The sequence below is a fragment of the Micrococcus sp. 63XJN7_8_ISO-PGPR-S23-253 genome (genome assembly GCF_056173425.1).
The window spans coordinates 1,183,501-1,209,381 of the sequence record NZ_CM149673.1 but is presented as its reverse complement, the minus strand read 5'-3'; the positions used below and the strand labels follow the sequence as shown (position 1 = coordinate 1,209,381).

Annotated in this window: 19 protein-coding genes; 16 read left to right on the top strand and 3 right to left on the bottom strand. The window is 72.0% G+C overall.

Annotated elements, in window-relative coordinates:
• The first annotated feature begins 2 nt into the window (after positions 1–2).
• The 7 genes from coaE (AC0VX4_RS05530) to AC0VX4_RS05500 all read left to right on the top strand — a co-directional run bounded on the left by coaE (AC0VX4_RS05530) (position 3) and on the right by AC0VX4_RS05500 (position 9,284).
• On the top strand, positions 3–2,372 hold the full coding sequence (coaE, locus tag AC0VX4_RS05530) for a dephospho-CoA kinase (RefSeq protein ID WP_002855679.1): 2,370 nt from the start codon (positions 3–5) through the stop codon (positions 2,370–2,372).
• Positions 2,369–3,016: a dephospho-CoA kinase gene (gene coaE / locus AC0VX4_RS05525; RefSeq protein ID WP_002855677.1), complete on the top strand. Its 648-nt coding sequence runs from the start codon at positions 2,369–2,371 to the stop codon at positions 3,014–3,016. The genes coaE (AC0VX4_RS05530) and coaE (AC0VX4_RS05525) overlap by 4 nt, the downstream gene beginning before the upstream one ends.
• Positions 3,017–3,053: 37 nt before the next feature.
• A complete protein-coding gene (gene uvrB / locus AC0VX4_RS05520; RefSeq protein WP_002855674.1) occupies positions 3,054–5,183 on the top strand; it encodes an excinuclease ABC subunit UvrB in 2,130 nt (709 codons plus the stop codon).
• A gap of 76 nt (positions 5,184–5,259) precedes the next feature.
• Positions 5,260–5,898, top strand: a complete 639-nt coding sequence (locus AC0VX4_RS05515; protein ID WP_002855673.1) for a SatD family protein — start codon at positions 5,260–5,262, stop codon at positions 5,896–5,898.
• A complete protein-coding gene (locus AC0VX4_RS05510; protein WP_002855672.1) occupies positions 5,895–6,659 on the top strand; it encodes a hypothetical protein in 765 nt (254 codons plus the stop codon). Before AC0VX4_RS05515 ends, AC0VX4_RS05510 begins: the two co-directional genes overlap by 4 nt.
• A gap of 76 nt (positions 6,660–6,735) precedes the next feature.
• On the top strand, positions 6,736–7,779 hold the full coding sequence (locus AC0VX4_RS05505) for a TerC family protein (protein ID WP_002855671.1): 1,044 nt from the start codon (positions 6,736–6,738) through the stop codon (positions 7,777–7,779).
• 245 nt (positions 7,780–8,024) lie between these two features.
• Positions 8,025–9,284 (top strand): TerC family protein, encoded by a 1,260-nt coding sequence (locus AC0VX4_RS05500; RefSeq protein WP_002855667.1) that lies wholly within the window; start codon positions 8,025–8,027, stop codon positions 9,282–9,284.
• A 53-nt stretch (positions 9,285–9,337) separates the two neighbouring features.
• On the opposite strand, the gene AC0VX4_RS05495 is transcribed toward AC0VX4_RS05500, so the two are convergent.
• Together AC0VX4_RS05495 and AC0VX4_RS05490 are read right to left on the bottom strand one after the other, a co-directional pair.
• Complete coding sequence (locus AC0VX4_RS05495) at positions 9,338–10,804, bottom strand: alpha/beta fold hydrolase (protein ID WP_002855666.1); 1,467 nt, start codon at positions 10,802–10,804, stop codon at positions 9,338–9,340.
• A gap of 32 nt (positions 10,805–10,836) precedes the next feature.
• Positions 10,837–13,470 (bottom strand): DEAD/DEAH box helicase, encoded by a 2,634-nt coding sequence (locus AC0VX4_RS05490; protein WP_475464668.1) that lies wholly within the window; start codon positions 13,468–13,470, stop codon positions 10,837–10,839.
• A 42-nt stretch (positions 13,471–13,512) separates the two neighbouring features.
• Here AC0VX4_RS05490 and AC0VX4_RS05485 point away from each other — a divergent pair, with 42 nt between their 5' ends.
• The gene (locus AC0VX4_RS05485; RefSeq protein ID WP_002855662.1) at positions 13,513–14,436 is read left to right on the top strand and encodes a methyltransferase domain-containing protein; all 924 of its coding nucleotides are present in this window, start codon (positions 13,513–13,515) and stop codon (positions 14,434–14,436) included.
• A gap of 30 nt (positions 14,437–14,466) precedes the next feature.
• On the opposite strand, the gene AC0VX4_RS05480 is transcribed toward AC0VX4_RS05485, so the two are convergent.
• Positions 14,467–15,147: an MBL fold metallo-hydrolase gene (locus AC0VX4_RS05480; RefSeq protein WP_002855661.1), complete on the bottom strand. Its 681-nt coding sequence runs from the start codon at positions 15,145–15,147 to the stop codon at positions 14,467–14,469.
• Between the two features lie 114 nt (positions 15,148–15,261).
• Between AC0VX4_RS05480 and uvrA the strand changes: the two genes are divergently transcribed.
• The 8 genes from uvrA (at position 15,262) to gap (ending at position 25,781) form a co-directional block, all read left to right on the top strand.
• Positions 15,262–18,246, top strand: a complete 2,985-nt coding sequence (uvrA, locus tag AC0VX4_RS05475; protein WP_002855659.1) for an excinuclease ABC subunit UvrA — start codon at positions 15,262–15,264, stop codon at positions 18,244–18,246.
• Between the two features lie 40 nt (positions 18,247–18,286).
• Entirely contained in the window at positions 18,287–18,958 is a 672-nt protein-coding gene (locus tag AC0VX4_RS05470) for a lysophospholipid acyltransferase family protein (RefSeq protein ID WP_060774937.1), read from the top strand.
• Positions 18,951–20,876 (top strand): excinuclease ABC subunit UvrC, encoded by a 1,926-nt coding sequence (uvrC, locus tag AC0VX4_RS05465; protein WP_002855655.1) that lies wholly within the window; start codon positions 18,951–18,953, stop codon positions 20,874–20,876. The genes AC0VX4_RS05470 and uvrC overlap by 8 nt, the downstream gene beginning before the upstream one ends.
• Positions 20,873–21,769 (top strand): RNase adapter RapZ, encoded by an 897-nt coding sequence (rapZ, locus tag AC0VX4_RS05460; protein WP_002855653.1) that lies wholly within the window; start codon positions 20,873–20,875, stop codon positions 21,767–21,769. Before uvrC ends, rapZ begins: the two co-directional genes overlap by 4 nt.
• A complete protein-coding gene (locus AC0VX4_RS05455) occupies positions 21,766–22,812 on the top strand; it encodes a gluconeogenesis factor YvcK family protein (protein WP_036334520.1) in 1,047 nt (348 codons plus the stop codon). Before rapZ ends, AC0VX4_RS05455 begins: the two co-directional genes overlap by 4 nt.
• Positions 22,813–22,843: 31 nt before the next feature.
• The gene (gene whiA, locus AC0VX4_RS05450) at positions 22,844–23,809 is read left to right on the top strand and encodes a DNA-binding protein WhiA (RefSeq protein ID WP_002855651.1); all 966 of its coding nucleotides are present in this window, start codon (positions 22,844–22,846) and stop codon (positions 23,807–23,809) included.
• 149 nt (positions 23,810–23,958) lie between these two features.
• A complete protein-coding gene (locus AC0VX4_RS05445; protein ID WP_002855650.1) occupies positions 23,959–24,585 on the top strand; it encodes a superoxide dismutase in 627 nt (208 codons plus the stop codon).
• A gap of 185 nt (positions 24,586–24,770) precedes the next feature.
• Entirely contained in the window at positions 24,771–25,781 is a 1,011-nt protein-coding gene (gap, locus tag AC0VX4_RS05440) for a type I glyceraldehyde-3-phosphate dehydrogenase (RefSeq protein ID WP_002855649.1), read from the top strand.
• Positions 25,782–25,881: the final 100 nt, after the last annotated feature.

Below are 25,881 nucleotides of genomic sequence, written 5' to 3'. Positions count from 1 at the left end.
TCATGACTTCCCCGCTCACTCGCCTGCACGACACGTTGGGGCTCCGCACGAGTCCGGCGATCTTTTTCGGCTCGGCCGCCGTGGTCGTCCTCTTCACCGCCGCGATGGGCCTGTTCCCGGGTCCGGTCCAGGCGGCCTTCGGCGCGGTCTCGAGCTGGCTGCGCTACGACGTCGGCTGGATCTACACGCTCAGCCTGACCCTGCTGGTGGCGTTCCTGTTCATCCTCGCCGTGACCCGGTACGGCCGGGTCAAGCTCGGCGACGACGACGCGGTGCCGGAGTACTCCGGCCTGACCTGGTTCGGCATGATGTTCGCCGCCGGCGTCGGCGCGGTGCTGATGTTCTGGGGCATCGCCGAGCCGATGAACCACTACGCCAACCCGCCCATGGCGGGGACGGAGCCATTCTCCGACCGCGCGGCCTCGGAGGCCATGTCGATCGCGAACTTCCACTTCGGCATCCACATGTGGGCGATCCTGCTCGTCCCGGGCCTGTGCTTCGGCTACTTCACGTACAAGCGCAAGCTGCCCCCGCGCGTGTCCTCCGCCTTCCAGCCCCTCCTGGGCGATCGCATCCACGGCCCCATCGGCAAGACGATCGACATCATCGCCGTGGTCTCCACCGTGTTCGGCCTCGGCGTGTCCGTGGGCCTGGGCGCCCTGCAGATCAACGCGGGCATGAACTACGTGTTGGGCACCCCCGTGGCCGGCTGGGTCCAGGCGCTCATCCTGGCCGTCATCACCGCCGTGGGCACGGCCTCCGTGCTGGCCGGCATGGACAAGGGCGTCAAGCGGCTGTCCTACGCCAACATCCTGCTGGCCATCGCCCTGCTCGTGTACGTCCTGATGTGGGCCGTCTCCAGCATGGACGTCATCCGCGGCACCGTGCAGGCGATCGGCGAGTACGCCTCGATGCTGCCCCTGCTCTCCACCTACAACGACACGTACAACTCGGGCCAGTGGTCCGGTGACTGGACCGTCTTCTACTGGGCCTGGACCGTGACGTGGGCGCCCTTCGTGGGGATGTTCTTCGCCCGCATCTCACGCGGCCGCACCATCCGCTCCTTCATCATGGCCGGCCTCGGCCTGCCCACGGCGTTCGTCATCATCTGGATGGGCATCTACGGCTACTCCGCGTTCCAGTCGGACCGCGCCACCGCGCCGGCGCCGGGCCAGGGCGGCGACCTCACGCAGACGATCGTCACCGACGGCAACGTCCAGGCCGCCCTGTTCCAGCACCTGCAGGGCACCCCGCTCTACACGGTGGCCGCGGTCGTGGCGCTCGTGGTCATCACGCTGTTCTTCATCACCTCGATCGACTCGGGCGCGCTCGTGATGGACGCGATGGCCAACGGCCACGAGGATGCGGCGCCCCGCCGCCAGTCCGTGTTCTGGGCCGTGTCCATCGGTGCGGTCTGCGCGGCCATCATCCTCACCGCGGGCGAGAACGGCCTGGCTGCGCTGCAGGAGGTGATCATCGTGATCGGCCTGCCCATCCTGCTCATCACCGTCACGCAGGCCGCACTGCTGCTGCAGGCCCTGCGCGAGGACGCGGGTGCCGCGCGGCCCATGCGGACCCGCCAGTGGAAGCAGGTGCTGCCGGCCGAGGAGTACCGCCGCCGCGCCACCGAGGACGGCGTCGACGTCTCGGACTTCGTGATCCGCCCCGAGTTCGAGGTCGGTACCGAGCCGGAGAACGACACGCACACCCCGAAGACGTGGCACCAGCAGCGCATCGACGCGGCCAAGGCCCTCGTCACCGTCGGCCTGACCGGCGGCATCGCCGCGGGCCGCACCGAGGTCGGCGCGGAGCTCGAGCGGCGGGGCGCCGTCGTCGTGGAGTTCGACGACCTGATGGGGGAGATCCTCGTGCCCGGCAACCCCGTGCTCGAGGAGCTCCGGTCGGTCTTCGGCGAGGACATCGTCCGCGCGGACGGCACCCTGGACGCGCGCGCCCTCAACCGGCTCACCACCGAGAGCTCGACCGCCCGGACGCGAATGTACGAGATCGTCTCCCCGGCGGTGCGCGACGAGGCGAACCGCCGGGCCCGCGAGATCGGCGAGGACTCCGTGCTGGTGGTCGACCTGGCCCTGCTGGCCGAGACCGGCTCCGAGCGCGACTTCGACCAGGTGCTGGCCGTCTCTGCTCCCGCCGAGGTGCGCGTCGCCCGGCTCATGGAGTCCCACGACATGACCCGCGAGCGGGCCTGGGCCTTCATCGACGAGGAGGCGGCGGACGAGGAGCGGGCCGAGATCGCGGACACCGTGATCGAGAACGACGGCTCGCTCGAGGACCTGCAGGAGGCCGTCCGGGCATACTGGGAGGCCAAGATCCAGCCTCAGCTCGAGGCCGCCCGAGGGGAGCGCGTATGACCGAGACCGACCCGGTGGCCGAACGGCCGCGCGTCCATGTGGGCCTGACCGGCGGGATCGCCGCCGGCAAGTCCGCGGTGGCCCGCGTCCTGCAGGAGCGTGGCGCGCTCCTGGTGGACTCGGACGCCCTCGCCCGGCTGGTCCTCGAGAAGGGCACCGACGGGCTGGCCGCCGTCCGGGACGAGTTCGGGGACCGCGTCATCACTGCGGACGGTGAGCTCGACCGCGTCGAGATGGCCCGCATCGTCTTCGGGGACGAGGGCGCCCGGCAGCGCCTGAACCGCATCGTGCACCCCCGGATCCGGGCCGCGGCCCGGCGCATCGTCGCCGAGGCCGGGCCGGACGCCGTCGTGGTGCAGGACGTGCCGCTGCTGGTGGAGACCGGGCAGGCGGACGCGTTCGACCTCGTGATCGTGGTGGAGGCCCCGCTCGAGGAGCGCCTGCGCCGGATGGTGGAGGACCGCGGCATGAGCCGCGCGGACGCCGAGGCGCGGATCGCGGCCCAGGCCACGGACGAGCAGCGGCGCGCCGTCGCGGACGTGGTCATCGTCAACGACGCCGACCTCGAGCGGCTCGCGTCCGTGGCGAACCAGGTGTGGGACCGGTTCCTCGCCCCCGACGCGGCTGAGCCCTCGGCGGACTGACCGCCGGGGTGTCCGGGGCGCGGCGTAGGGTTCTGCCATGAGCCTGGCCCAGAAGATCAACCGCGTCGTCGCCCCGTTCGAGGTCATCTCCCCGTACCAGCCCTCCGGTGACCAGCCGAAGGCCATCGCCGAGCTCGCCGAGCGCGTGGAGGCGGGGGAGAAGGACGTCGTCCTGATGGGGGCCACCGGCACGGGCAAGTCGGCGACGACGGCGTGGCTCGTCGAGCGCCTCCAGCGGCCCACGCTGGTGATGGTGCAGAACAAGACGCTCGCGGCGCAGCTGGCCAACGAGTTCCGCGAGCTGCTGCCCAACAACGCGGTCGAGTACTTCGTCTCCTACTACGACTACTACCAGCCTGAGGCGTACGTCCCGCAGACGGACACCTTCATCGAGAAGGACTCCTCCATCAACGAGGAGGTCGAGCGGCTGCGCCACTCGGCCACGAACGCGCTGCTGACCCGGCGGGACGTGATCGTGGTGGCCACCGTCTCCTGCATCTACGGCCTCGGCACGCCCGAGGAGTACATCGAGCAGATGGTCACCCTGCGCCGCGGTGCGGAGATGGACCGGGACGTGCTCCTGCGGCGGTTCGTGCAGATGCAGTACGTGCGCAACGACGTCGACTTCCACCGCGGCACCTTCCGTGTGCGGGGGGACACCGTGGAGATCATCCCCATGTACGAGGAGCTCGCGGTGCGCATCGAGTTCTTCGGGGACGAGATCGAGTCCATCCAGACCCTGCACCCGCTCACCGGCCAGGTGGTGCGCGAGGAGGAGGAGATGTACATCTTCCCTGCCTCGCACTACGTGGCCGGCGACGAGCGCATGGGCCGGGCGATCACCACCATCGAGGACGAGCTCCGCGAGCGGCTGCAGGAGCTGGAGTCCCAGGACAAGCTCCTCGAGGCGCAGCGGCTGCGCATGCGCACCACGTACGACCTCGAGATGATGCAGCAGATGGGCTACTGCAACGGCATCGAGAACTACTCGCGTCACATCGACGGCCGTCCCGCCGGCTCCGCCCCGCACTGCCTGCTGGACTACTTCCCGGACGACTTCCTGCTCGTGGTGGACGAGTCCCACGTGACCATCCCGCAGATCGGCGCGATGTACGAGGGGGACATGTCCCGCAAGCGCACCCTCGTGGAGCACGGCTTCCGCCTGCCCTCGGCCATGGACAACCGCCCGCTGAAGTGGGACGAGTTCCTCGAGCGGATCGGGCAGACCGTGTACCTCTCCGCCACGCCGGGCGCCTACGAGCTCGGCCAGGCGGACGGCTATGTCGAGCAGATCATCCGGCCCACCGGGCTCGTGGACCCGCAGGTGGTGGTCAAGCCGACCGAGGGCCAGATCGACGACCTGCTCGAGCAGATCCGCGTGCGCACGGCCAAGGACGAGCGCGTCCTGGTGACCACGCTGACCAAGCGCATGGCCGAGGACCTCACGGACTACCTGCTCGAGGCGGGGGTGAAGGTCGAGTACCTCCACTCGGATGTGGACACGCTGCGCCGCGTGGAGCTGCTGCGGGAGCTGCGCAAGGGCACCTTCGACGTGCTGGTGGGCATCAACCTGCTGCGCGAGGGCCTGGACCTGCCCGAGGTCTCGCTCGTGGCGATCCTGGACGCGGACAAGGAGGGCTTCCTGCGCTCCACCACCTCCCTCATCCAGACCATCGGCCGCGCCGCCCGCAACGTGTCCGGGGAGGTCCACATGTACGCGGACAACGTCACCGACTCCATGCGCCGGGCGATCGAGGAGACCGAGCGGCGCCGGGCCGTGCAGATCGCGTACAACGAGGAGCACGGGATCGACCCCCAGCCCCTGCGCAAGCGCATCGCGGACATCACGGACCAGCTGGCCCGGGAGGACGCGGACACCGCCGACTTCCTCAAGGGCATGGGCGGCGTGAAGTCCGGGTTCGACTTCGGCATGGGCCACCGCGGCCTCAGCTCGCTGGACCGGGCCCCGGCCACGGGGGAGGGCGCCGAGGCCCCGGCGGTGGACCCGGCGTCGCTGCCCGCCAAGGACCTGGCCGATCTGATCGAGCAGATGTCGCAGCAGATGCACCAGGCGGCGGCGGACCTGCAGTTCGAGCTTGCGGCCCGCCTGCGCGATGAGGTGGGCGAGCTCAAGAAGGAGCTGCGGCAGATGAAGCGGGAGCAGTGACCGCCCGGCGCGTTCCGCGCCCAGGGTGTTATGAAAACACTGATGAATGTCGTCATATCAGTGATAGTGTGACGCCATGAGCGCAGCACCCCCGGTCGCGGCCGTGATCGCGGACATCGTCGGCTCCCGCGCGCTCCCGGACCGGGAGCGGGCGCAGGAGCAGATCCTGGCCGCCTTCGCGGCCGCGGAACGGGATGTCCCGCCGCTGCGGCCCGCCTGGGCCAGCGTCGGCGACGAGTTCCAGGCGCTGCACCGCGCCTGGCCGGACGCGCTCCGGCTGACCGTCCGCGTCACGCTCGCCCTGCCCCCGGGCCTCGACCTGCGGTTCGGGATCGGCCTGGGGCAGCGGCGGGCCCTGGACGCCGGCGGAGACGGCATCGAGGACGGCACGGCCTGGTATCGGGCCCGCGAGGCCGTCGAGCGTGCACACGAGCGGGCGGCCGGTGCCGGGACCGCCTTCCGCGCCGCGGACCCGTCCCTCACCGCCGCCGTGGACGGGCTCGTCCTGCTGCGCGACCACGTCCTCGGCCGGCTCAAGGCCCGCGAGCGCCGGATCGCCGCAGCCCTGCTGGGCGGGGCGACCCAGGCGCAGACCGCCCGGGCGGAGCGGATCACGCAGTCCGCGGTGTCGCAGGCCGTCGCGCGGTCCGGGATCGACCGGCTGCTCGAGCTGGACGCCGAGCTCGCCGCCGCGGCGACGGAGGTCGCGCCGTGACCGCCCTCGCACTGCTCGCCCTGGGGCTGCACGACCTGCTCGACGCCGTCCTGCCCGGCGCCTGGCCCGCCCCCCGGCGGCGGTGGCTCGCCCGGGCCGGTGCGGCCGTGGCCGCCGTCCTCGCCGCGGTGCTCGTGGCCGTCCTGGCGCCGACCGCCCTCTCCGTCGCGGTGGGCGGCGGCCTGGTGGCCCTCGGCCTGCTGATGGGCTGGACATGGCTGCACCCGGACCGGCCGCTCGGGGTGGTCGCAGTGGTGGCCACGGTCGGCCTCGTGGCCGTGCTCGAGTCGACCCTGGCGCCCGCGGGCCTGCGCTCCGCGCCCCCTGCCCTCACGCTGCTGGCGGTGGCGCTGGCCCTGACCGAGACCGGCAACCGGGTCACCCGCGCGGTCCTCGCCCTGGCGGGCCGGCCCGCCGACGGGGGCGACGAGGAGGCGGAGGAGCCCGCGGCGGAGCCCGCGACCGTGCCGTCCGCCGCGCCCACGGACGCCGCGGCCGACGGCCTGCGCGGCGGCCGCTACATCGGACCCATGGAGCGGCTGCTCATGGTCGTGCTGGGGCTCGCGCAGGCCTATCCGGTGATCGCGGCCCTGATGGCGGCCAAGGGCATCGTCCGCTTCCCGGAGATCTCGGCGGACCGAGGTGCCGGCTCACGCGCGGAGGAGTTCCTCATCGGCTCCCTCGCCAGTTGGGGCCTGGCCGCCGCCGGTGCCGTCGTCGTCTGGCTCGCCCTGGGACTGACCGCCCCCGGCGCAGCCTGAGACCGGGCCCACCCGCGGCCGAGCGCGGGGCCGCACCCGTCTAGACTGGCGCGGCCCCCACGAAAGGAACCCCTCCATGGACGTGCTCAGTCCCGTCTTCGAGACCACGACCCTTGTGGTCCTCGGCGTCATCCTCCTGCTCGACCTGCTGTACGTCGCGCGCCGCCCCCACGAGCCCTCCATGAAGGAGGCCGGCCTGTGGATCGGGTTCTACGTGGCGCTGGCGCTGGTCTTCGCGGGGCTGCTCTTCGCCCTGGGCGATGCGCAGCACGGCACCGAGTTCCTCGCCGGCTGGGTCACCGAGTACAGCCTCAGCGTGGACAACCTGTTCGTGTTCCTCATCATCATGGCCAAGTTCCAGGTGCCCCGCCGCTACCAGCAGGAGGTGCTGATGGTGGGCATCATCATCGCGCTGATCGCCCGCGCGGTGTTCATCGCGGTCGGTGCCGTCGCCATCGAGCACCTGACGTGGGTGTTCTACATCTTCGGCGCCTTCCTGCTCTGGACCGCCTGGCAGCAGCTCAAGGACGACGGCGAGGACGAGGAGTCCGAGCCGGGCGTCGTGGCCCGCCTGACCCGCCGCCTCAACGTGGCGCCCGACTACGACGGCAACCGACTGCGCACCACCGTGGACGGCCGGCGCATGTTCACCCCCATGGTGGTCGTGTTCATCACGATCGGCCTGACGGACGTGATGTTCGCGGTGGACTCCATCCCGGCGATCTTCGGCCTCACCCAGAACTGGTTCATCGTCCTGACCGCCAACATCTTCGCCCTCATGGGCCTGCGCCAGCTCTACTTCCTGCTGGGCGGGCTCATGGACCGTCTCGTGTTCCTCAAGCACGGGCTCGCGTTCATCCTCGCCTTCATCGGCGTCAAGCTCGTGTTCCACGCCCTGCACGAGAACGAGCTGCCCTTCATCAACGGCGGTCACCCCGTGACGGCCGTCCCGGAGATCTCCACGTTCGTCTCCCTCGGCGTCATCCTCGGCACCCTGGTGCTGGCCACCGTGGCGTCGCTGATCTGGGGCCGCACGGACCGGGAGTCCGCCTCCCCGCTCACCGGCCAGGTCCAGCGCATGGAGGACTACGCCGACCGGGCCCGCCGCGACGACCGCTGACCCGCCGCCCGCGCCAGCCGGCCCGTCGATGCCCCGTTCTGCCCGCCGCGGAGCGGGGCGTCGTCGTGTGACGGGGTAGACTGACCGGCGACGTAGGGGAGTATCCCGAACACTGTGGACGTCAGCACGCCGCGGCCGCCGAGAGCGCGCCGCCGGCCGGACACAGGGGCCTGCACCGGAGAACCCACGGTGGGGCGGAGAGACTTGCGGCGCAGAACTGACCCCTGACGCCGAAAGGTGACCCTGTGGAAATCAATGGACTCACGTGGGGCTTGACGATCGCCCTGATCGTCGGACTCCTCGCATTCGACTACTTCGCCCACGTGCGCAAGGCGCACACGCCGACCATCAAGGAGGCCGCGGTCTGGTCGGGCGTCTACGTCGGCCTCGCGCTCGTCTTCGGCCTCGTGTTCTTCGCCTTCGGCGACACGCAGCACGCCGTGGAGTACTACACCGGCTACCTGCTGGAGAAGGCGCTCAGCGTCGACAACCTGTTCGTGTTCCTCGTGATCATGGCCAGCTTCCGGGTGCCGCGCGAGTACCAGCAGAAGGTGCTCCTGTTCGGCATCACCTTCGCGCTGATCTCGCGCACCCTGTTCATCCTGCTCGGCGCCGCCGTCATCGCCGCGTGGTCGGACGTGTTCTACCTCTTCGGCCTGTTCCTGCTGATCATCGCCGGCGGCCAGCTCAAGGGCGAGATGTCCGGCGACGCCGAGGGCGCCCAGGACGAGGCGGACAACGTGATGGTCCGCCTCGTCAAGCGGTTCCTGCCCGCCTCCGACCAGTTCGACGGCGAACGCCTCTTCACGACGGTGGACGGCAAGCGCCTCATGACGCCGATGCTGCTCGTGATGATCGCGATCGGCGCCACGGACATCCTCTTCGCCTTCGACTCCATCCCCGCGATCTTCGGCGTGACCCAGGAGGCGTACATCGTCTTCACCGCCACGGCCTTCTCCCTGATGGGCCTGCGCCAGCTGTACTTCCTGATCGACGGCCTGCTCGACCGCCTCGTCTACCTGGCCTACGGGCTCTCCGCGCTGCTGGCGTTCATCGGCGTCAAGCTCATCCTGCACGCGCTGCACGAGAACAACCTGCCGTTCATCAACGGCGGCGAGAACGTGCCGGTGGCGGAGATCCCCACGAACCTCTCGCTCGTCGTCGTGGTGGTCATCCTGGCCATCACCGTGCTCGTGTCCCTGTACTCGCCCAAGGGCCAGGCCCTGCGGGCGCTGCAGAACGCCGAGAAGTACTCGTACCGGTACTCGAAGCTGGCCGAGGACGCCGACCCGGCCGAGCGCGAGCGCGCCGCCGCCCTGATGGACCGCTGGACGGCCCGGGCCGAGGCCCTGGACCAGCGCTGGCGCGACCAGCTGCTCGAGCACAAGGACGCGTGGTCGGCGATCATCCGCACGGCCCACGAGACCCGGTTCGCGGATCCCCGTGACGACGACGCGCGCGGGGTCTCCGAGCAGATCGTGCGGCAGGACGGGCCCACCGTCTGAGCCGATCACGGCGCCGGGGGAGCACTCCGCTGGCGCCCGGGCCCCCGAGCCGGTCAGTCGACCGGGTCGGGGGCCGTCGTCGTCCCGGCGCCGTCCGCCGCGGTCATCGCCAGGAGCCGGTCGAGGATCGCCGGCCCGTCGTCGGCGATGCCGTCGTGGTGGAAGGCGTCGGTCTCCCACACCCGCAGGCCACGGACGCGCCCCGCCGTCTCGAGCGAGAGGTCCCGGTCCACGTACACGTCGTCGGCGTAGACGGCGGCGGCCACGGGAACGGTGTTCTGCGCCAGGGCGGCCACGTCGTAGAGCGGGCCCCACTGCGTGCGCTCGGCGAGCAGCCGCGCCGTGCCGGCCAGGGGCCGCAGCCGGGGGTCGACCTCGACGGACCAGGGCATGACGTGCTCGCCCGTGGGCAGCGGGACCGCGGTCGCCTCGGGGTCGAAGTCCGGGTGCTCGGCGAGCATCCGGGACGCCGACCAGCCGGTGTCCGACCGGCCGTCGGCCAGGTCCGCCGACTGCGCGTAGATCGCCTCGTGCAGCACCGTGTAGAGCGGGTTGACGAGGCGGTCGTCCTGCTCGGCGACGGCGGCCAGGAACGTCTCGGACAGGCGCGGCGCGGGGCCGGTGCGGTCCACGGCCTCGGCGAGGACCCAGTGCAGGCGGTCCACGCGGGTGTTGCCGCCCAGCAGCATGCCCAGGGCCTGGGCCCGTCCCACGGTGAGCGGCCCGCCGCCGGGCAGGGGGAGCGGGTCGCCCGCGGCCTCGGCGGCGCGGATCAGTCCCACGGCCTCCGACCACGCGTCGCGGTCGGCCGGGTGCCGGTCGAAGAACTCCTCGGCGCGGGCGCGCATCCGGGCGTAGGTGGCCCGGTAGACCCGGTCGGCGTGGCCGGTGAGCGGAGCGAGGCCGCCGGTCACCAGGCTGCGCTGCAGGCCCTCCGGGTGGAAGGAGAGGTAGCTCAGCGTGCAGAACCCGCCGAAGCTCTGGCCCAGCGTGGTCCACGGTCCGGCGCCGAGGGCGAGGCGCAGCATCTCGGCGTCCCGCACGATCGAGGGTGCCCGCAGGTGCACCAGGTGCTCGGCGCGGGCCTCGTCCGTGGCGAAGGCGCCCGGGGCGGTGAGGGTCGCCACGGTGGCCGGGGTCGAGCGACCCGTGCCGCGCTGGTCCAGCAGCAGCACGCGGTGGCTCTCGGCCAGCGCGCCGAGCCAGCCGTTCAGGCGCGCCGGGCGGGGCCCGGCACTGCCGGGGCCGCCCTGGAGGTACAGGGCCCAGGGACGCTCGCCCTCGGGGTCGTCCTTCGCCCGGATCTCGCGGGCGAAGACGGTCAGCGTGCCGCGCCGGTGCGGCCCGACGCCGGTGCCCTCCGCGTCCTGCGCCTCGGCCTCGGCGAGACCCAGTGCGTGGTCGATCGGCACCGTGAACCAGTGGTCCACCGTGACGGTGCCGTCGTAGAGCTCGGTGCGCTCGCCCACGCGGTGGCGGGCCGGCTCGAGGGGGGCGAAGCCGCGCGGGTCGCCCGCCACGGGCCGTCCTGCCGCCCGGGCGTCCCCGGCGCTCACAGGCCCCACCCGGACTCGGGCGCGCCCACGGAGACCACCCGGATCACGGGGTGGCCCGCCTCATCGGAGGCGTCCAGGTCGACCACGGCGTTGATCCCGTGGTCCAGGTCCCCGTCCGCGTCCTTCAGGACCTGCCGCACCGCCCACCAGCGCGGGCCGACCAGCTCGACCGGAGCGGCGACGTCGGGGGCCGCGGCCACGCGGAACAGCTCGGGGCCACGCGCGGCGGGGCCGTCGTCGATGTCCTCGTGGTCGTCGAAGTAGGCGTCGAGGGCGTCGGCCCAGTCGTCGGCGGACAGGTCGCCGGACAGGGCCGCGAGCGCCGCGTCCCGCTCGTCGCCGAACAGGCGCACCCGCTGGAACATCGCGTTGCGGACCATCACCCGGAACACGGGCTCGTTGTCCGTCAGGCGAGGCGGCGCCGGCGGCTCGAGCGCCTCCATGTCCCGGCGCAGTTCGTCGATGTCCCCGGCCACCAGGTCTTCCCACTCCTCCAGGAGGGACGAGTCGGTCTGCTTCACCATCTCGTCGAGCCAGTCCAACAGCACCTGGAGCTCCTCGGTGCGGGCCGCCTCGGGCACCGTGTGGCGCAGCGCCTTGACCGCGTCCGTGAGGTAGCGCAGCAGCACGCCCTCGGACCGGGCGATCCCGTAGAACCGGACGTAGTCGCCGAAGCCCATGGCCCGCTCGAACATGTCGCGCACCACGGACTTGGGGGTCAGCTCGAACTCCGCGAGCCACGGGGCGTCCTGCCGGTAGAGCTCGAACTGCTGCTCGAGCAGCTCGGCCAGCGGGCGCGGGTGGGTGACCTCGTCGAGGGCCCGCATGCGGTCGTTGTAGTCCATGCCCTCGGCCTTCATGGCGGCCACGGCCTCGCCCTTGGCGTGCTTGACCTGGGCCGAGAGCACCTGGCGCGGCGGGTCGAGGGTCGCCTCGATCACGGAGACGACGTCGAGGGCGTGGTCGGGCTCGGCCGGGTCCAGCAGGTCGAGCGCGGCGAGGGCGAAGGGGGAGAGCGGCTGGTTGAGGGCGAAGTCCGGCTGCAGGTCCACTGTGAGGTCCACGGTGCGGCCCTCGGCGTCCGGCTCGGGCAGACGCTCGACGACGCCCGTGGCCAACAGCTCCCGGAAGATCCCGAGCGCGCGGCGCATGAGCACCGCCTGGCGGGCCGGGGTCTCGTGGGTGCCGCGCAGCAGGCGCCGGACGGCGATCACCGGGTCGCCGGGCCGGTCGAGGATGTTCAGCAGCATGGAGTGCGTGATCCGCATGCGGGAGACCAGCGGCTCCGGCTCGGCGGAGACGAGGCGCTCGAACGTCGCCGGCCCCCACGAGACGAAGCCGGCGGGCGGGGTCTTGCGCTTGCCGGACTTCACGGACTGCTTCATGCGCTTGGCCCGCTCGGCCTCGTCCTTGACGTTCGCGAACTTCGCGGCGGCCTTGCGCTCGGCCGCCTTGTTCTCGATCACGTGCTCGGGGGCCTGGACCACCACGGTGCCGGAGGTGTCGAAGCCGGCCCGGCCCGCCCGGCCGGCGATCTGGTGGAACTCGCGGGCCTGGAGCAGGCGGGTCTTCTCGCCGTCGAACTTGGACAGCGCGGTGAGCAGCACGGTGCGGATCGGCACGTTGATCCCGACGCCGAGCGTGTCCGTCCCGCAGATGACCTTGAGGAGCCCGTCCTGGGCCAGCTTCTCCACGAGGCGGCGGTACTTGGGCAGCATGCCCGCGTGGTGCACGCCGATGCCCGCCCGGACGAGGCGGTTCAGGGTGTGCCCGAAGCCCGCGGAGAAGCGGAAGCCGGCGATCCGCGCGGCGATCGCCTCCTTCTCCTCCTTGGACGTCACCGAGATCGAGGACAGCCCCTGGGCCGTCTCCACGGCGTCCAGCTGCGAGAAGTGCACGATGTACACCGGTGCCTGGTGGGTGCTCACGAGCTCCTCGACCTTCTCCTGCAGCGGCACCTCGGACCACTCGAACGTCAGCGGGATCGGCCGCTCCGCGTGGGCGACGACGGCGACCTCGCGCCCGGTGCGCTCGATCAGGTCCGCCTCGAGGCGGGTCGTGTCGCCGAGGGTGGCCGACATCAGCAGGAACCGGGCCTGCGGCAGCTCGAGGAGGGGGACCTGCCAAGCCCAGCCACGGGAGGGGTCCGCGTAGTAGTGGAACTCGTCCATCACCACGGTGCCGATCTCCATGCCCGAGCCCTCCCGCAGCGCGCGGTTGGCGAGGATCTCGGCGGTGCAGCAGATGATCGGCGCGTCACCGTTGACGGTGGAGTCACCCGTGACCATGCCCACATTCTCCGCGCCGAACACGTCCACCAGCGCGAAGAACTTCTCCGAGACGAGCGCCTTGATCGGCGCCGTGTAGTAGGAGACGGCGTCGTGGGCGAGCGCGTCGGCGTGTGCGGCCAGCGCCACCAGGGACTTGCCGGAGCCGGTGGGCGTCGCCAGGATCACGTGCCGGCCCTGGACGAGCTCGAGGGCGGCCTCCTCCTGGGCGGGGTAGAGCGAGATGCCGCGGTCCTCGGTCCAGGCCGCGAAGGCCCCGAAGACGTCGTCGGCGTCCGGGGTCGGCGGGAGCGCGTTGATGCGGTCGGTCAGCGAGGGCGGGTTCGTGGCGGGAGAAGTCATCGCTCCCAGCGTATCGGCCGCTCCGCGCGATACGGTGCCGCCATGAGTCAGATCGCGCCTGAGAGCCCGCACCCGGACACCGACGCCGTCGTCGGGGACGTGACCGGCCGACAGGGCGGGGGGTTCACCTGGGATCCCGCGCAGTACGAGGGCTTCGCCGAGCATCGCGCCCGCCCCTTCCACGACCTGGTGGGGCGCGTGCGCGCCGAGGCGCCGCGCGTCGTGGTGGATCTGGGCTGCGGCCCGGGGACCCTGACCCGGACGCTGGCCGAGCGCTGGCCGGACGCCGAGGTGATCGGTCTGGACGACTCGCCCGCGATGCTCGAGCGGGCCCGGGAGCAGGCGGCCCGCACGGGCGCCCCCGCCAACCTGCGCTTCGAGGCGGTCGACGCCTCGCAGTGGCGCCCGTCGAGGGCGACGGACGTCGTGGTGTCCAACGCGATGCTCCAGTGGATCCCGACGCACCGTCGCCTGATCCGGCGCTGGCTCGGGGACCTCACGCCGGGGGCCTGGTTCGCGGCGCAGATCCCGCGGCCCTACGAGCAGCCCTCCCACGCGGCGATCGTGGCGCTGGCCGAGGACCCGGCCTTCTCCGAGCCGCTGCACGGCGTGGCGACGACCCGCACCGTGGCGCCGCCCGAGGAGTACACGCGGCTGTTCCTCGAGGCGGGGTGGTCCCCGGTCGTCTGGGAGACGGAGTACCAGCAGGTCCTGACGGGCGAGGACCCGGTGTTCCGGTGGACCTCCGGCGCGGCCCTGCGACCGAGCCTGCAGGCCCTGGCCCGCTGGGACGCCGAGGAGGGCTCCGCCGAGGGCGCCGGGCTGCTCGAGGCGTTCGTGGACAGGTACCGCGCCGCCATGCGCGAGGCGTATCCGCCTGTGCCCGGCGTCACAGCCGACGACGGCGGCCCGGTCACGATCTTCCCGGCCCGGCGCCTGTTCATGGTGGGGCAGAAGCCGGCCTGACGCCGGGCCCGGGGCCGCCCGGGCGGGCCATCACCAGCCGCGCTCGGCCCACTCCGGCAGGTGGGGGCGCTCGGCGCCCAGGGTCGTGGAGGCGCCGTGGCCGGGGTGGACCACCACGTCGTCGTCGAACGCGTCGAAGATCCGTTCCGTGACGTCCGTGAACAGCTGACGGAACCGGCCGTCGTCGCCCTCGGTGTTGCCCACCCCGCCCGGGAAGAGGGAGTCGCCGGTGAAGAGCACGGCCGGCTCGTCCGCCTCGGGGCGGCACACCAGCGCGATCGACCCCGGCGTGTGGCCGCGCAGGGCCACCACCTCGAGCCGGAGCCCGTCCGCCCCCACGATGTCCCCGTGGCGCAGGCGCACGTCGGGGGCGACCCCCGTGTCCTCGGCGATCGCGTCGGCGTCGTCCTCGCCGGCCGCGGTGCGGGCCCCGGTCAGGGACGCCAGCGCCGGCAGCGCCCGCACGTGGTCCCAGTGTCGGTGCGTGGTGACGATCATCTCGAGGCGCGGCTCGCACGGGGTGTCGCCCGCGGCCGAGGCGATGAGGTCGCGGATGGCCTCGGCCTCGGCGGCGGCGTCGATCAGCACCTGCGCCCCCGTGGTCTTGGAGGTGAGCAGGTACACGTTGTTGTCCATCTCCGACACGGAGCAGGTGCGCACCGTGACGGCGGGCAGATCGTGCAGGAGGCGGTTCCGGGCGGTCTCGGGCATGCGCAACAGTGTACGGACGGGTCGGCGACGCGCCAGGGCGGGCCGGGCCGGCGGTCGGTTCGCCCACAGGCGAGACCCCGGTGTCGTGTCCGCGCCCGCCCCTATGCTGGCCGCGTGCCCAAGAACTCCTCCACCACCGTCTCCTCCGCCGTCGAGACCCATGCCGGCGGCCTCGCCTCCGGCCCCGGCGGCGCGCGCTCGGGCGAGCGGGACCGCATCGTCGTCCAGGGCGCCCGCGAGCACAACCTGAAGGACGTGGACGTCAGCTTCCCGCGGGACGCCATGGTCGTGTTCACGGGTCTGTCCGGCTCGGGCAAGTCCTCCCTGGCCTTCGACACGATCTTCGCCGAGGGCCAGCGACGCTACGTCGAGTCGCTCTCCTCCTACGCCCGCATGTTCCTGGGCCGGGTGGACAAGCCGGACGTGGACTTCATCGAGGGCCTGTCCCCGGCCGTGTCCATCGACCAGAAGTCCACCAACCGCAACCCGCGCTCCACGGTGGGGACCATCACCGAGATCTACGACTACATGCGCCTGCTCTGGGCGCGCGTCGGGGTGCCGCACTGCCCGCAGTGCGGAGAGCCGGTGAGCCGGCAGACCCCGCAGCAGATCGTGGACCAGCTCGAGGAGTTGCCCGAGCGCACCCGCTTCCAGGTGCTCGCGCCCGTGGTCCGCGGCCGCAAGGGCGAGTTCGTGGACCTGTTCAAGGACCTGTCCACGCAGGGCTTCGCCCGCGCCGTCGTGGACGGGGAGGCCGTCCAGCTCTCGGACCCGCCCGTGCTGAAGAAGCAGGTCAAGCACACCATCGCCGTCGTCGTGGACCGCCTCGCCATGAAGGAGGGCATCCGCCAGCGCCTCACCGACTCGGTGGAGACCGCCCTGAAGCTGGCGGACGGCCTCGTCGTGGCCGAGTTCGTGGACGTGGAGCCGGTCGCCGAGAAGGGCAAGAAGAACACCGCGGAGTTCGGCGGGCGGGACGCCGAGGGCAACCCCCGGTACCGCTCGTTCTCCGAGAAGCTCTCCTGCCCCAACGGGCACGAACAGACCGTGGACGAGATCGAGCCGCGCTCGTTCTCCTTCAACAACCCGTTCGGCGCGTGCCCCGAGTGCACCGGCATCGGCTCCCGCCTGCAGGTGGACCCGGACCTCGTCGTCGCCAACGACGAGCTGTCCCTGCGCGAGGGCGCCGTCGTGCCGTGGTCGCTGGGCAAGTCCACCTCGGACTACTGGCTGCGCGTGCTCGGCGGGCTCGGCAAGGAGATGGGCTTCTCCCTGGACACCCCGTGGAAGGAGCTGACGGAGGCGGAGCGCGACGCCGTCCTGCACGGCAAGGACTTCAAGGTGGAGGTGACGTTCCGCAACCGGTTCGGCCGCGAGCGCCGCTACACCACGGGCTTCGAGGGCGTCATCCCCTACGTGATGCGCAAGCACGGGGAGACCGAGTCGGACGGCGCCCGCGAGCGCTACGAGTCGTTCATGCGGGAGATCCCGTGCCCGGCGTGCCACGGGGCCCGCCTCAACCCCACGGTCCTGAACGTGCTCGTGGGCGGCCTGTCCATCGCGGACGCCACCCGCCTGCCCATGCGCGAGGCCATGGAGTTCTTCTCGGGGCTGCGGCTGACGGACCGGGAGCGGCAGATCGCGGACCAGGTGCTCAAGGAGATCCTGGCCCGGCTGGCGTTCCTGCTGGACGTCGGCCTCGAGTACCTCAACCTGGAGCGGCCGGCCGGCACCCTCTCCGGAGGCGAGGCCCAGCGCATCCGCCTGGCCACGCAGATCGGCTCCGGGCTGGTCGGCGTCCTCTACGTGCTCGACGAGCCGTCCATCGGCCTGCACCAGCGGGACAACCGCCGCCTCATCGAGACCCTCCTGCGCCTGCGGGACCTCGGCAACACCCTCATCGTCGTCGAGCACGACGAGGACACGATCGCCGAGGCGGACTGGATCGTGGACATCGGTCCTCGCGCGGGCGAGCACGGCGGCGAGGTCGTGCACTCGGGCTCCCTGGCGGATCTCAAGGCGAACACGCGGTCCGTCACCGGCGACTACCTCTCCGGCCGCCGCTCCATCGCGGTGCCGGAGCGGCGTCGCGTCCCGGAGAAGGGGCGCGTGCTGACGGTCCGCGGCGCTCAGGAGAACAACCTGAAGGACGTCTCGGTGGAGGTCCCGCTCGGGGTCCTCACGGCCGTGACGGGCGTGTCCGGCTCCGGCAAGTCCACGCTGATCAACGAGATCCTCTACAAGGTCTTGGCCAACCGGCTCAACGGCGCCAAGCTCGTGCCCGGCCGGCACCGGTCCGTGGAGGGGCTCGAGCACCTGGACAAGGTGGTGCACGTGGACCAGAGCCCCATCGGGCGCACGCCGCGCTCCAACCCCGCCACCTACACGGGCGTGTTCGACGCGATCCGCAAGCTCTTCGCGGAGACCCCCGAGGCGAAGGTCCGGGGCTACCAGCAGGGCCGGTTCTCCTTCAACATCAAGGGCGGGCGCTGCGAGGCGTGCGCGGGCGACGGCACGCTGAAGATCGAGATGAACTTCCTGCCGGACGTCTACGTGCCGTGCGAGGTGTGCCACGGGGCCCGGTACAACCGGGAGACGCTCGAGGTTACCTACAAGGGCAAGAACATCGCCGAGGTCCTCGACATGCCGATCGAGGAGGCCGCGGACTTCTTCAGCGCGTACACCCGCATCTCGCGATACCTGGACACGCTCGTCGACGTCGGCCTGGGCTACGTCCGCCTGGGCCAGCCCGCCACCACGCTCTCGGGCGGCGAGGCCCAGCGCGTGAAGCTGGCGGCCGAGCTCCAGAAGCGCTCCAACGGCCGCACCATCTATGTGCTGGACGAGCCGACCACGGGGCTGCACTTCGACGACATCCGCAAGCTCCTGCACGTGCTCCAGTCCCTCGTGGACAAGGGCAACACGGTGCTCACCATCGAGCACAACCTCGACGTGATCAAGAGCGCGGACCACGTGATCGACCTCGGTCCCGAGGGCGGCTCCGGGGGCGGCACGATCGTGGCCACGGGCACGCCCGAGGAGGTCGCACGCGTCGCGGAGAGCCACACGGGCCGGTTCCTCGCGGAACTGCTCGCGTAGCATGGACCCCGCCCACGCAGGACGAGGACGAAGGAGTGCCATGGCGACGTCGGAGCCCGTGCGCAGGAGCGCCGCCGCGCTGCTGCGGCTCACCTGCCGCCCCGAGGTCGTCGGCATGGAGCATGTCCCCGCGCGGGGCCCCTTCGTCATGGCCTCCAACCACCTGTCCTTCTTCGACTCGGTGATCCTCCAGGCCCTCGCCCCCCGCCCGGTCCACTTCTTCGCCAAGGAGGAGTACTTCACGGGCACGGGCCTGCGGGGCCGGGCCCGGCGGCGGTTCTTCGAGTCCGTGGGCTCCGTGCCCGTCCGCCGGGGCGAGCAGGCCGCCTCCGTGGCCGCGCTCGAGTCCCTCGTGGGCCTGCTCGAGTCCGGCCAGGGCGTCGGCATCTACCCGGAGGGCACCCGCAGCCGTGACGGCCGCCTCTACCGCGGCCGCACCGGTGCGGCCTGGCTGGCCCTGGCCACCGGCGCCCCCGTGGTGCCCGTGGGCCTCGTGGGCACGCAGCACCTCCAGCCGCCGGACACCAACGGCTTCTGTCCCCACCGGTTCTCCGTGCGCGTGGGCGCCCCCCTGGACTTCGGCCACCCCGGGCGTCGTCACACCCTGCCGCAGCGCCGCGACGCGACGGCGGCGATCATGGACGCCATCGGCGCGCTCTCGGGGCAGGAGCGCGTGGACGCGTACAACGCCGCCCCGGGTGCCCGTGGCTGATCCGGCCTCCTACCGCCCGGCTCCGGGCGAGATCTCCACGTCCCCCGGCGTCTACCGCTTCCGCGACGCGGACGGACGCGTCGTCTACGTCGGCAAGGCGAAGAACCTGCGCGCGCGCCTGAACTCCTACTTCCAGGACCCTGCTCGGCTGGCCACCAAGACCCGGACCATGGTGTTCACGGCGGCCGCGGTCGAGTGGACCGTCGTCGGCTCCGAGCTGGAGGCCCTCCAGCTCGAGTACACGTGGATCAAGGAGTATCGCCCCCGGTTCAACATCATGTACCGGGACGACAAGTCGTACCCGTACCTGGCCGTGACCATGAACGAGCAGTTCCCGCGGGTCCAGGTGATGCGCGGCGACCGGAAGCCCGGCGTGAAGTACTTCGGCCCGTTCCACCCGGCCAAGGCGATCCGCGAGACCGTGGACCTGATGCTGCGCGTCTTCCCGGTCCGCACGTGCTCGGCGGGCGTGTTCAAGCGGGCCCGCGCCCAGGACCGGCCGTGCCTGCTCGGCTACATCGGCAAGTGCTCGGCGCCCTGCGTGGGCCGGATCAGCCCGGCGGACCATCGCGCGCTGGCCCAGGACTTCTGCGACTTCATGGCCGGGGACGCGAACCGGTTCATCGGCGAGCTGGAGAAGGCCATGGCCCGCGCCGTCGAGGAGCTGCGCTACGAGGACGCGGCACGGCTGCGGGACGACATCGCCGCGCTGCGCCGCGTGTTCGAGCGCAACGCCGTGGTGCTGCCGGAGAACACGGAGGCGGACATCTTCGCCCTGCACGCGGACGAGCTGGAGGTCGCGGTGCAGGTGTTCCACGTCCGGCAGGGACGCATTCGCGGCCAGCGCGGCTGGGTGATGGAGCGCGTGGAGGACGTCGCCGAGCCGGAGATGGTCGCGCACCTGCTCCAGCAGGTCTACGGCGACCTCGAGGGGTCGGAGCGCATCCCGCACGAGATCCTCGTCCCGGTCGAGCCCGACGATGCCGCACAGCTCACCGAGTGGCTCTCGGGCCTGCGGGGGTCCCGCGTCGCCGTGCGCGTGCCCCGGCGGGGCTCGAAGGCGGACCTCATGGAGACCGTCCGGGAGAACGCGGAGATGGCCCTGAAGCTGCACAAGTCGCGGCGGTCCGGGGACCTCACCACCCGCTCCGCCGCCCTGCGGGAGCTGCAGGAGGCCCTGGAGATCACCGAGCCCCTGCTGCGCATCGAGTGCTACGACATCTCCCACTCCCAGGGCACCAACGTGGTCGGCTCGATGGTCGTCATGGAGGACGGCCTGCCGAAGAAGAAGGACTACCGCCGCTTCAACGTCACGGGGGAGGCCGCCCGGGACGACACCGCGTCCCTGCGCGACGTCCTGCGGCGCCGCTTCGCCCGCCTGGCCAAGGAGCGCGCCGAGGGAGCCCCGCTCTCCGGCCAGGTCGAGGGGGACGATCAGGAGTCGGGGCGCCGCTTCGCATACCCGCCCTCGCTCGTGGTGGTCGACGGCGGCCCGCCCCAGGTGGCCGCGGCCGCGGCGGTCCTCGAGGAGCTCGGCCTGGACGACCTGCCCGTGGTCGGGCTGGCCAAGCGGCTCGAGGAGGTGTGGCTGCCGGGCGACGAGTTCCCGGTGGTCCTGCCGCGCACCTCGGAGGGCCTGTACCTGCTCCAGCGCATCCGCGACGAGTCGCACCGGTTCGCGATCGCCGGCCACCGCAGCCGGCGGTCCAAGGCGATGACCGTCTCCGCCCTGGACGGGATCCCGGGTCTGGGCCCGGCCAAGCGCACCGCGCTGCTGAACCACTTCGGCTCCGTCGCCGAGATCCGGGCCGCCGGCGTGGACCGGCTGACCGAGGTCGCCGGCATCGGGCCGCGGCTGGCCGAGGCCGTCCACACGGCGCTCACGGCCGACACGCCCGCGGATACAGTGGAGCCATGACCGAGGAGACCCTCCAGCCGGAGAAGCCGCCGACGTCGGAGGTGCTCGTGATCGCCGGCATGTCCGGCGCCGGACGGACCACCGCCGCGCACGCGCTCGAGGACCACGGCTGGGACGTGGTGGAGAACATGCCGCCGGCCCTGTTCGGCACGCTGGCCGAGCTCATCGCCCGCTCGCCGGAGGCGTTCCCGCGCCTGGCGATCGTGGTGGACGTGCGCTCGCGCTCCTACTTCGAGGAGCTGCACGCCGCCCTGCAGCACCTGGCCAACAGCGGGGTGGAGTACCGCACGGTGTTCCTCGATGCGGACGATCACGTGCTCCTCCGGCGCTTCGAGGCCGGCCGCCGCCCCCACCCGATGCAGGGCAACGCCCGGCTGCTGGACGGCATCCGCGCGGAGCGGGACGTCGTCGAGCCGCTCAAGGCGCGTGCCGACGTCGTGGTGGACACCACCGAGCTGAACGTGCACGGCCTGGCCACGGAGATCACCGAGCTGTTCACGGAGTCCGGCCCCGTCACGCTGCGCCTGACCATCATGAGCTTCGGGTTCAAGTACGGCGTCCCGGCGGACGCGAACTTCGTGGCGGACATGCGCTTCATCCCCAACCCCCACTGGGTGCCGGCGCTGCGCCCGCACACGGGCACGGAGGCCGCGGTCGCGGACTACGTGCTCTCCCGCCCCGGTGTGGAGGACTTCCTGCGCAGGTACGTCGCCATGCTGGGGCCGGTGTTCGAGGGCTACCGGCGGGAGAACAAGCACTACGCCACGCTCGCCATCGGCTGCACGGGCGGCAAGCACCGCTCCGTGGCCGTCGCCGAGGAGCTGGCCCGGCGCCTGGCCCAGGTGCCCCACGTGACGGTGCACGTCCAGCACCGGGACATGGGGCGCGAATGACGTCCCCGCTCACCGGCCAGCTGCCCCTGCCGCCCGGGATGGGTTCGGAAGGGCGCGGGGTGGGCGCCGGCATGTCCCGCCCCACGGCCCGGGTCACCGCCCTCGGCGGCGGCCACGGCCTCTCCGCGTCCCTCGCGGCCCTGCGGCACGTGGCCGGGCACCTCACGGCCGTCGTCACGGTCGCGGACGACGGCGGCTCCTCCGGCACCATCCGCCGGGAGATGGCCGTGCTGCCGCCCGGCGACCTCCGCATGGCGCTGGCCGCCCTGTGCGACGACACCGACTGGGGTCGGACCTGGGCCCACGTCATGCAGCACCGCTTCCGCTCCACCGAGGTGCCCGCCGACCAGGCCACCCTGGACAACCACGCGCTCGGGAACCTCCTGATCGTCGCCCTCTGGGAGCTGCTGGGCGACCCGGTGGACGGGCTGCGCTGGGCCGGCGCCCTGCTGCGGGCGCACGGCGAGGTCCTGCCGGTCTCGCGGGTGCCGCTGACCATCGGCGGGGACGTGCTCAGCGCCGGTCCGGACGGCCGGCTGCGCACCCGATGCGTGGAGGGCCAGGTGGCCCTCGCGGTCGCCGCGTTCGAGGGGCGCGTCACCGACGTCCGCCTGAGCCCGTCCGACGCCCCCGCCACCCCGGAGGCGCTCTCGGCGATCGAGCTGGCCGACTGGGTGGTGCTCGGACCCGGCTCGCTGTACACGTCGGTGCTGCCGCACCTGTTGATGCCGGAGGTGCGCTCGGCGCTCGCCGCCACCACCGCCCGGCGCCTCATGGTGCTGAACCTGCGCACGGGCGACCAGGAGACCACCGGCCTCGCCCACGCCGACCACCTCAAGGTGCTGCGCTCGTATGCGCCGGACCTCCGGCTGGACGTGGTGATCGCCGACGTGGACGCGGTCACCGACCGGGCGGCGGTGGAGGCCGAGGCGGCCCGCATGGGCGCGCGCGTGGCGTTCAGTAGAGTGAGCAGTGCCCAGGATCCCCAGGTCCACGACCCGTTGCGCCTGGCCGTCGCGATCGACGAGGCGATGACCCACTGACGCGCGCACCTCGCCGAGAAGGAGCACGAGCATGGCGCTGACCATGACCCTCAAGGAGGAGCTGGCCCGTGTGCCGGTCGCCGCGACCCCGGAGCGGCGGGCGGAGACGGCGGCGATGCTGCGGTTCGCCGGGGGACTGCACCTCGTGGCCGGCCGCGTCGTCGTCGAGGCCGAGCTGGACCACGGCGCCAGCGCGCGCCGCCTGCGCGCCGCCATCACCGAGCTGTACGGCCTGGCCCCGGAGATCGTGGTGGTCTCCGGCGGCAACCTTCGCCGTGGTCAGCGGTACGTGCTCCGGGTCGTGCGCGGGGGAGAGGACCTCGCCCGGCAGACCGGGCTCATCGACCAGCGGGGACGGCCCGTGCGCGGCCTCGCGCCGGTCCTCGTCAGCGGGACGACGGCGGCCACCGCCGCCGTGTGGCGCGGGGCCCTGCTGGCCCATGGCTCCCTCACCGAACCCGGCCGTTCGGCGGCCCTCGAGGTGACCACGCCGGGCCCGGAGGCCGCCCTCGCCCTGGTGGGGGCCGCGCGTCGGCTCCACGTGGCGGCGAAGGCCCGCGAGGTGCGTCAGTCGGACCGCGTCGTGGTCCGCGACGGCGAGGCGATCGCCACGCTGCTGGCCGCCGTCGGCGCGGTGCAGACCGCGACCCTCTGGCGCGAGCGGCGCGAGCGCAAGGAGGTCCGGGCCACCGCCAACCGCCTGGCGAACTTCGACGACGCCAACCTGCGCCGCTCCGCCCAGGCCGCCGTCATGGCCGGGGCGAAGGTGGAGCGGGCCCTCGAGATCCTCGGCGACGAGGTGCCCGACCACCTCCGCTACGCGGGTCGGCTGCGCCTCGAGCACAAGCAGGCCTCCCTCGACGAGCTCGGCCGCCTCGCGGACCCGCCGATGACCAAGGACGCCGTCGCCGGGCGCATCCGCCGGCTGCTGGCCATGGCGGACAAGCGGGCCGCCGAGCGGGGCATCCCCGGGACGGACGCGGCCTCCGAGGGCTGAGCGCGGGATCACGGTCGACGGGATCTGGCCCCGTCGCTCCGCCCCCGATCACAATGGGGACGTACGGAATACGCCGCCGAGACGCGGGGTTGCCCGAGGTGGAGGCCGCGGGTGTCCCGCCCGCAGCCTCGCCTGATCAAGGAGGAAGCATGACCGAATACACCCTTCCGGAGCTGGACTACGACTACGCCGCGCTGGAGCCGCACATCTCGGCGCGCATCATGGAGCTGCACCACTCCAAGCACCACGCCACGTACGTCAAGGGCGCGAACACCGCCCTGGAGAAGCTGGCCGCCGCGCGTGAGGCCGGGGACTTCGGCTCCGTGAACCAGCTGTCGAAGGACCTCGCCTTCAACCTGGGCGGCCACACGAACCACTCGATCTTCTGGAAGAACCTCTCGCCGGAGGGCGGCGACAAGCCGACCGGCGAGCTGGCCGCCGCCATCGACGAGTACTTCGGCTCGTTCGACAAGTTCCAGGCCCACTTCACCGCCGCCGCCCTCGGCATCCAGGGCTCCGGCTGGGCCGTGCTGGCCTACGAGCCCATCGGCGGCAACCTGGTGATCGAGCAGTTCTACGACCAGCAGAACGGCGTGCCGGTCGCCACCATCCCGCTGTTCCAGCTGGACATGTGGGAGCACGCCTTCTACCTCGACTACCAGAACGTCAAGGCGGACTACGTCAAGGCGATCTGGAACATCGTGAACTGGGCCGACGTGCAGGCCCGCTTCGAGGCCGCCCGCACCGGCGCCTCCGGCCTGATCCTCCCGGCCTGATCCACACCCCGCACCGGGGCGCTGACGTCGTGGCCCCACGACGTCAGCGCCCCGGTGCGGGGAGGGGCTCGGCTCTCCGGCCCTGTCCCCACCGCGCGCCCGGACCGGGCGCGACCGCTCGACCGCACCGCCCCACACCCACCGCCACGGGCACCACGCAACGAGAACCGACGAGAGGGACCACCATGACCAAGATCGCCATCAACGGCTACGGCCGCATCGGACGCAACATCGTGCGCGTGCTCAAGGACCGCGGCCACGAGAACCTCGAGCTGGTCGCGGTGAACGACCTCGCCGACCCCGAGGACCTGTTCTGGCTGACCAAGTACGACACCATCCTGGGCCGCTACCCGGGCGAGCTGGAGCGGACCGAGAAGGGGTTCCGCATCGACGGCCGCGACGTCGCGTTCTTCCAGGAGGCCGACCCGACGAAGCTGCCGTGGGGCGAGCTCGGCGTGGACCTGGTCATCGAGTGCACCGGCATCTTCACGACCGGCCCGAAGGCGCGGGCCCACCTCGACGCCGGGGCCAAGAAGGTCCTCATCTCCGCTCCCGCCAAGGAGGTCGACGGCACCTTCGTGATGGGCGTGAACGAGCACACCTACGACGCGGAGACGATGCACATCGTCTCGAACGCCTCGTGCACCACCAACTGCCTGGCCCCGATGGCGAAGGTCCTCAACGACGAGTTCGGCATCGTGGACGGCATCATGACCACGATCCACGCGTACACCAGCGACCAGAACCTGCACGACAACGTGCACAAGAAGGATCGCCGTCGGGCGCGCGCCGCCGCCCAGAACATGGTGCCCACCTCCACGGGCGCGGCGAAGGCCATCGGCGAGGTCATCCCGGAGCTGAAGGGCAAGCTCGACGGCTTCGCCATGCGGGTGCCGACCATCACCGGCTCGGCCACCGACCTGACCGTGGAGCTGACCCGCCACGTGGAGGTCGAGGAGATCAACGCGGCGTTCAAGAAGGCCGCGGAGTCCGGTCCGCTGCAGGGCCGCCTGGTCTACTCGGAGGACCCGATCGTGTCCTCGGACATCATCACCTCCCCGGCGGCGTGCACCTTCGACGCCCCGCTGACCAAGTCCATCGGCCAGACCGTGAAGATCATCGGCTGGTACGACAACGAGTACGGCTACACCTCCCAGCTCATGGACTTCGCGGACCTCATCGGCTCGAAGCTCTGAGCCCCACGGCGCCCGACGGCCCGGGCCGATGGTTCCCCCGTCGGCCCGGGCCGTCCGCCCCTAGACTGCACCGTGAACCGACCCCGCTCCGGCACCCCAG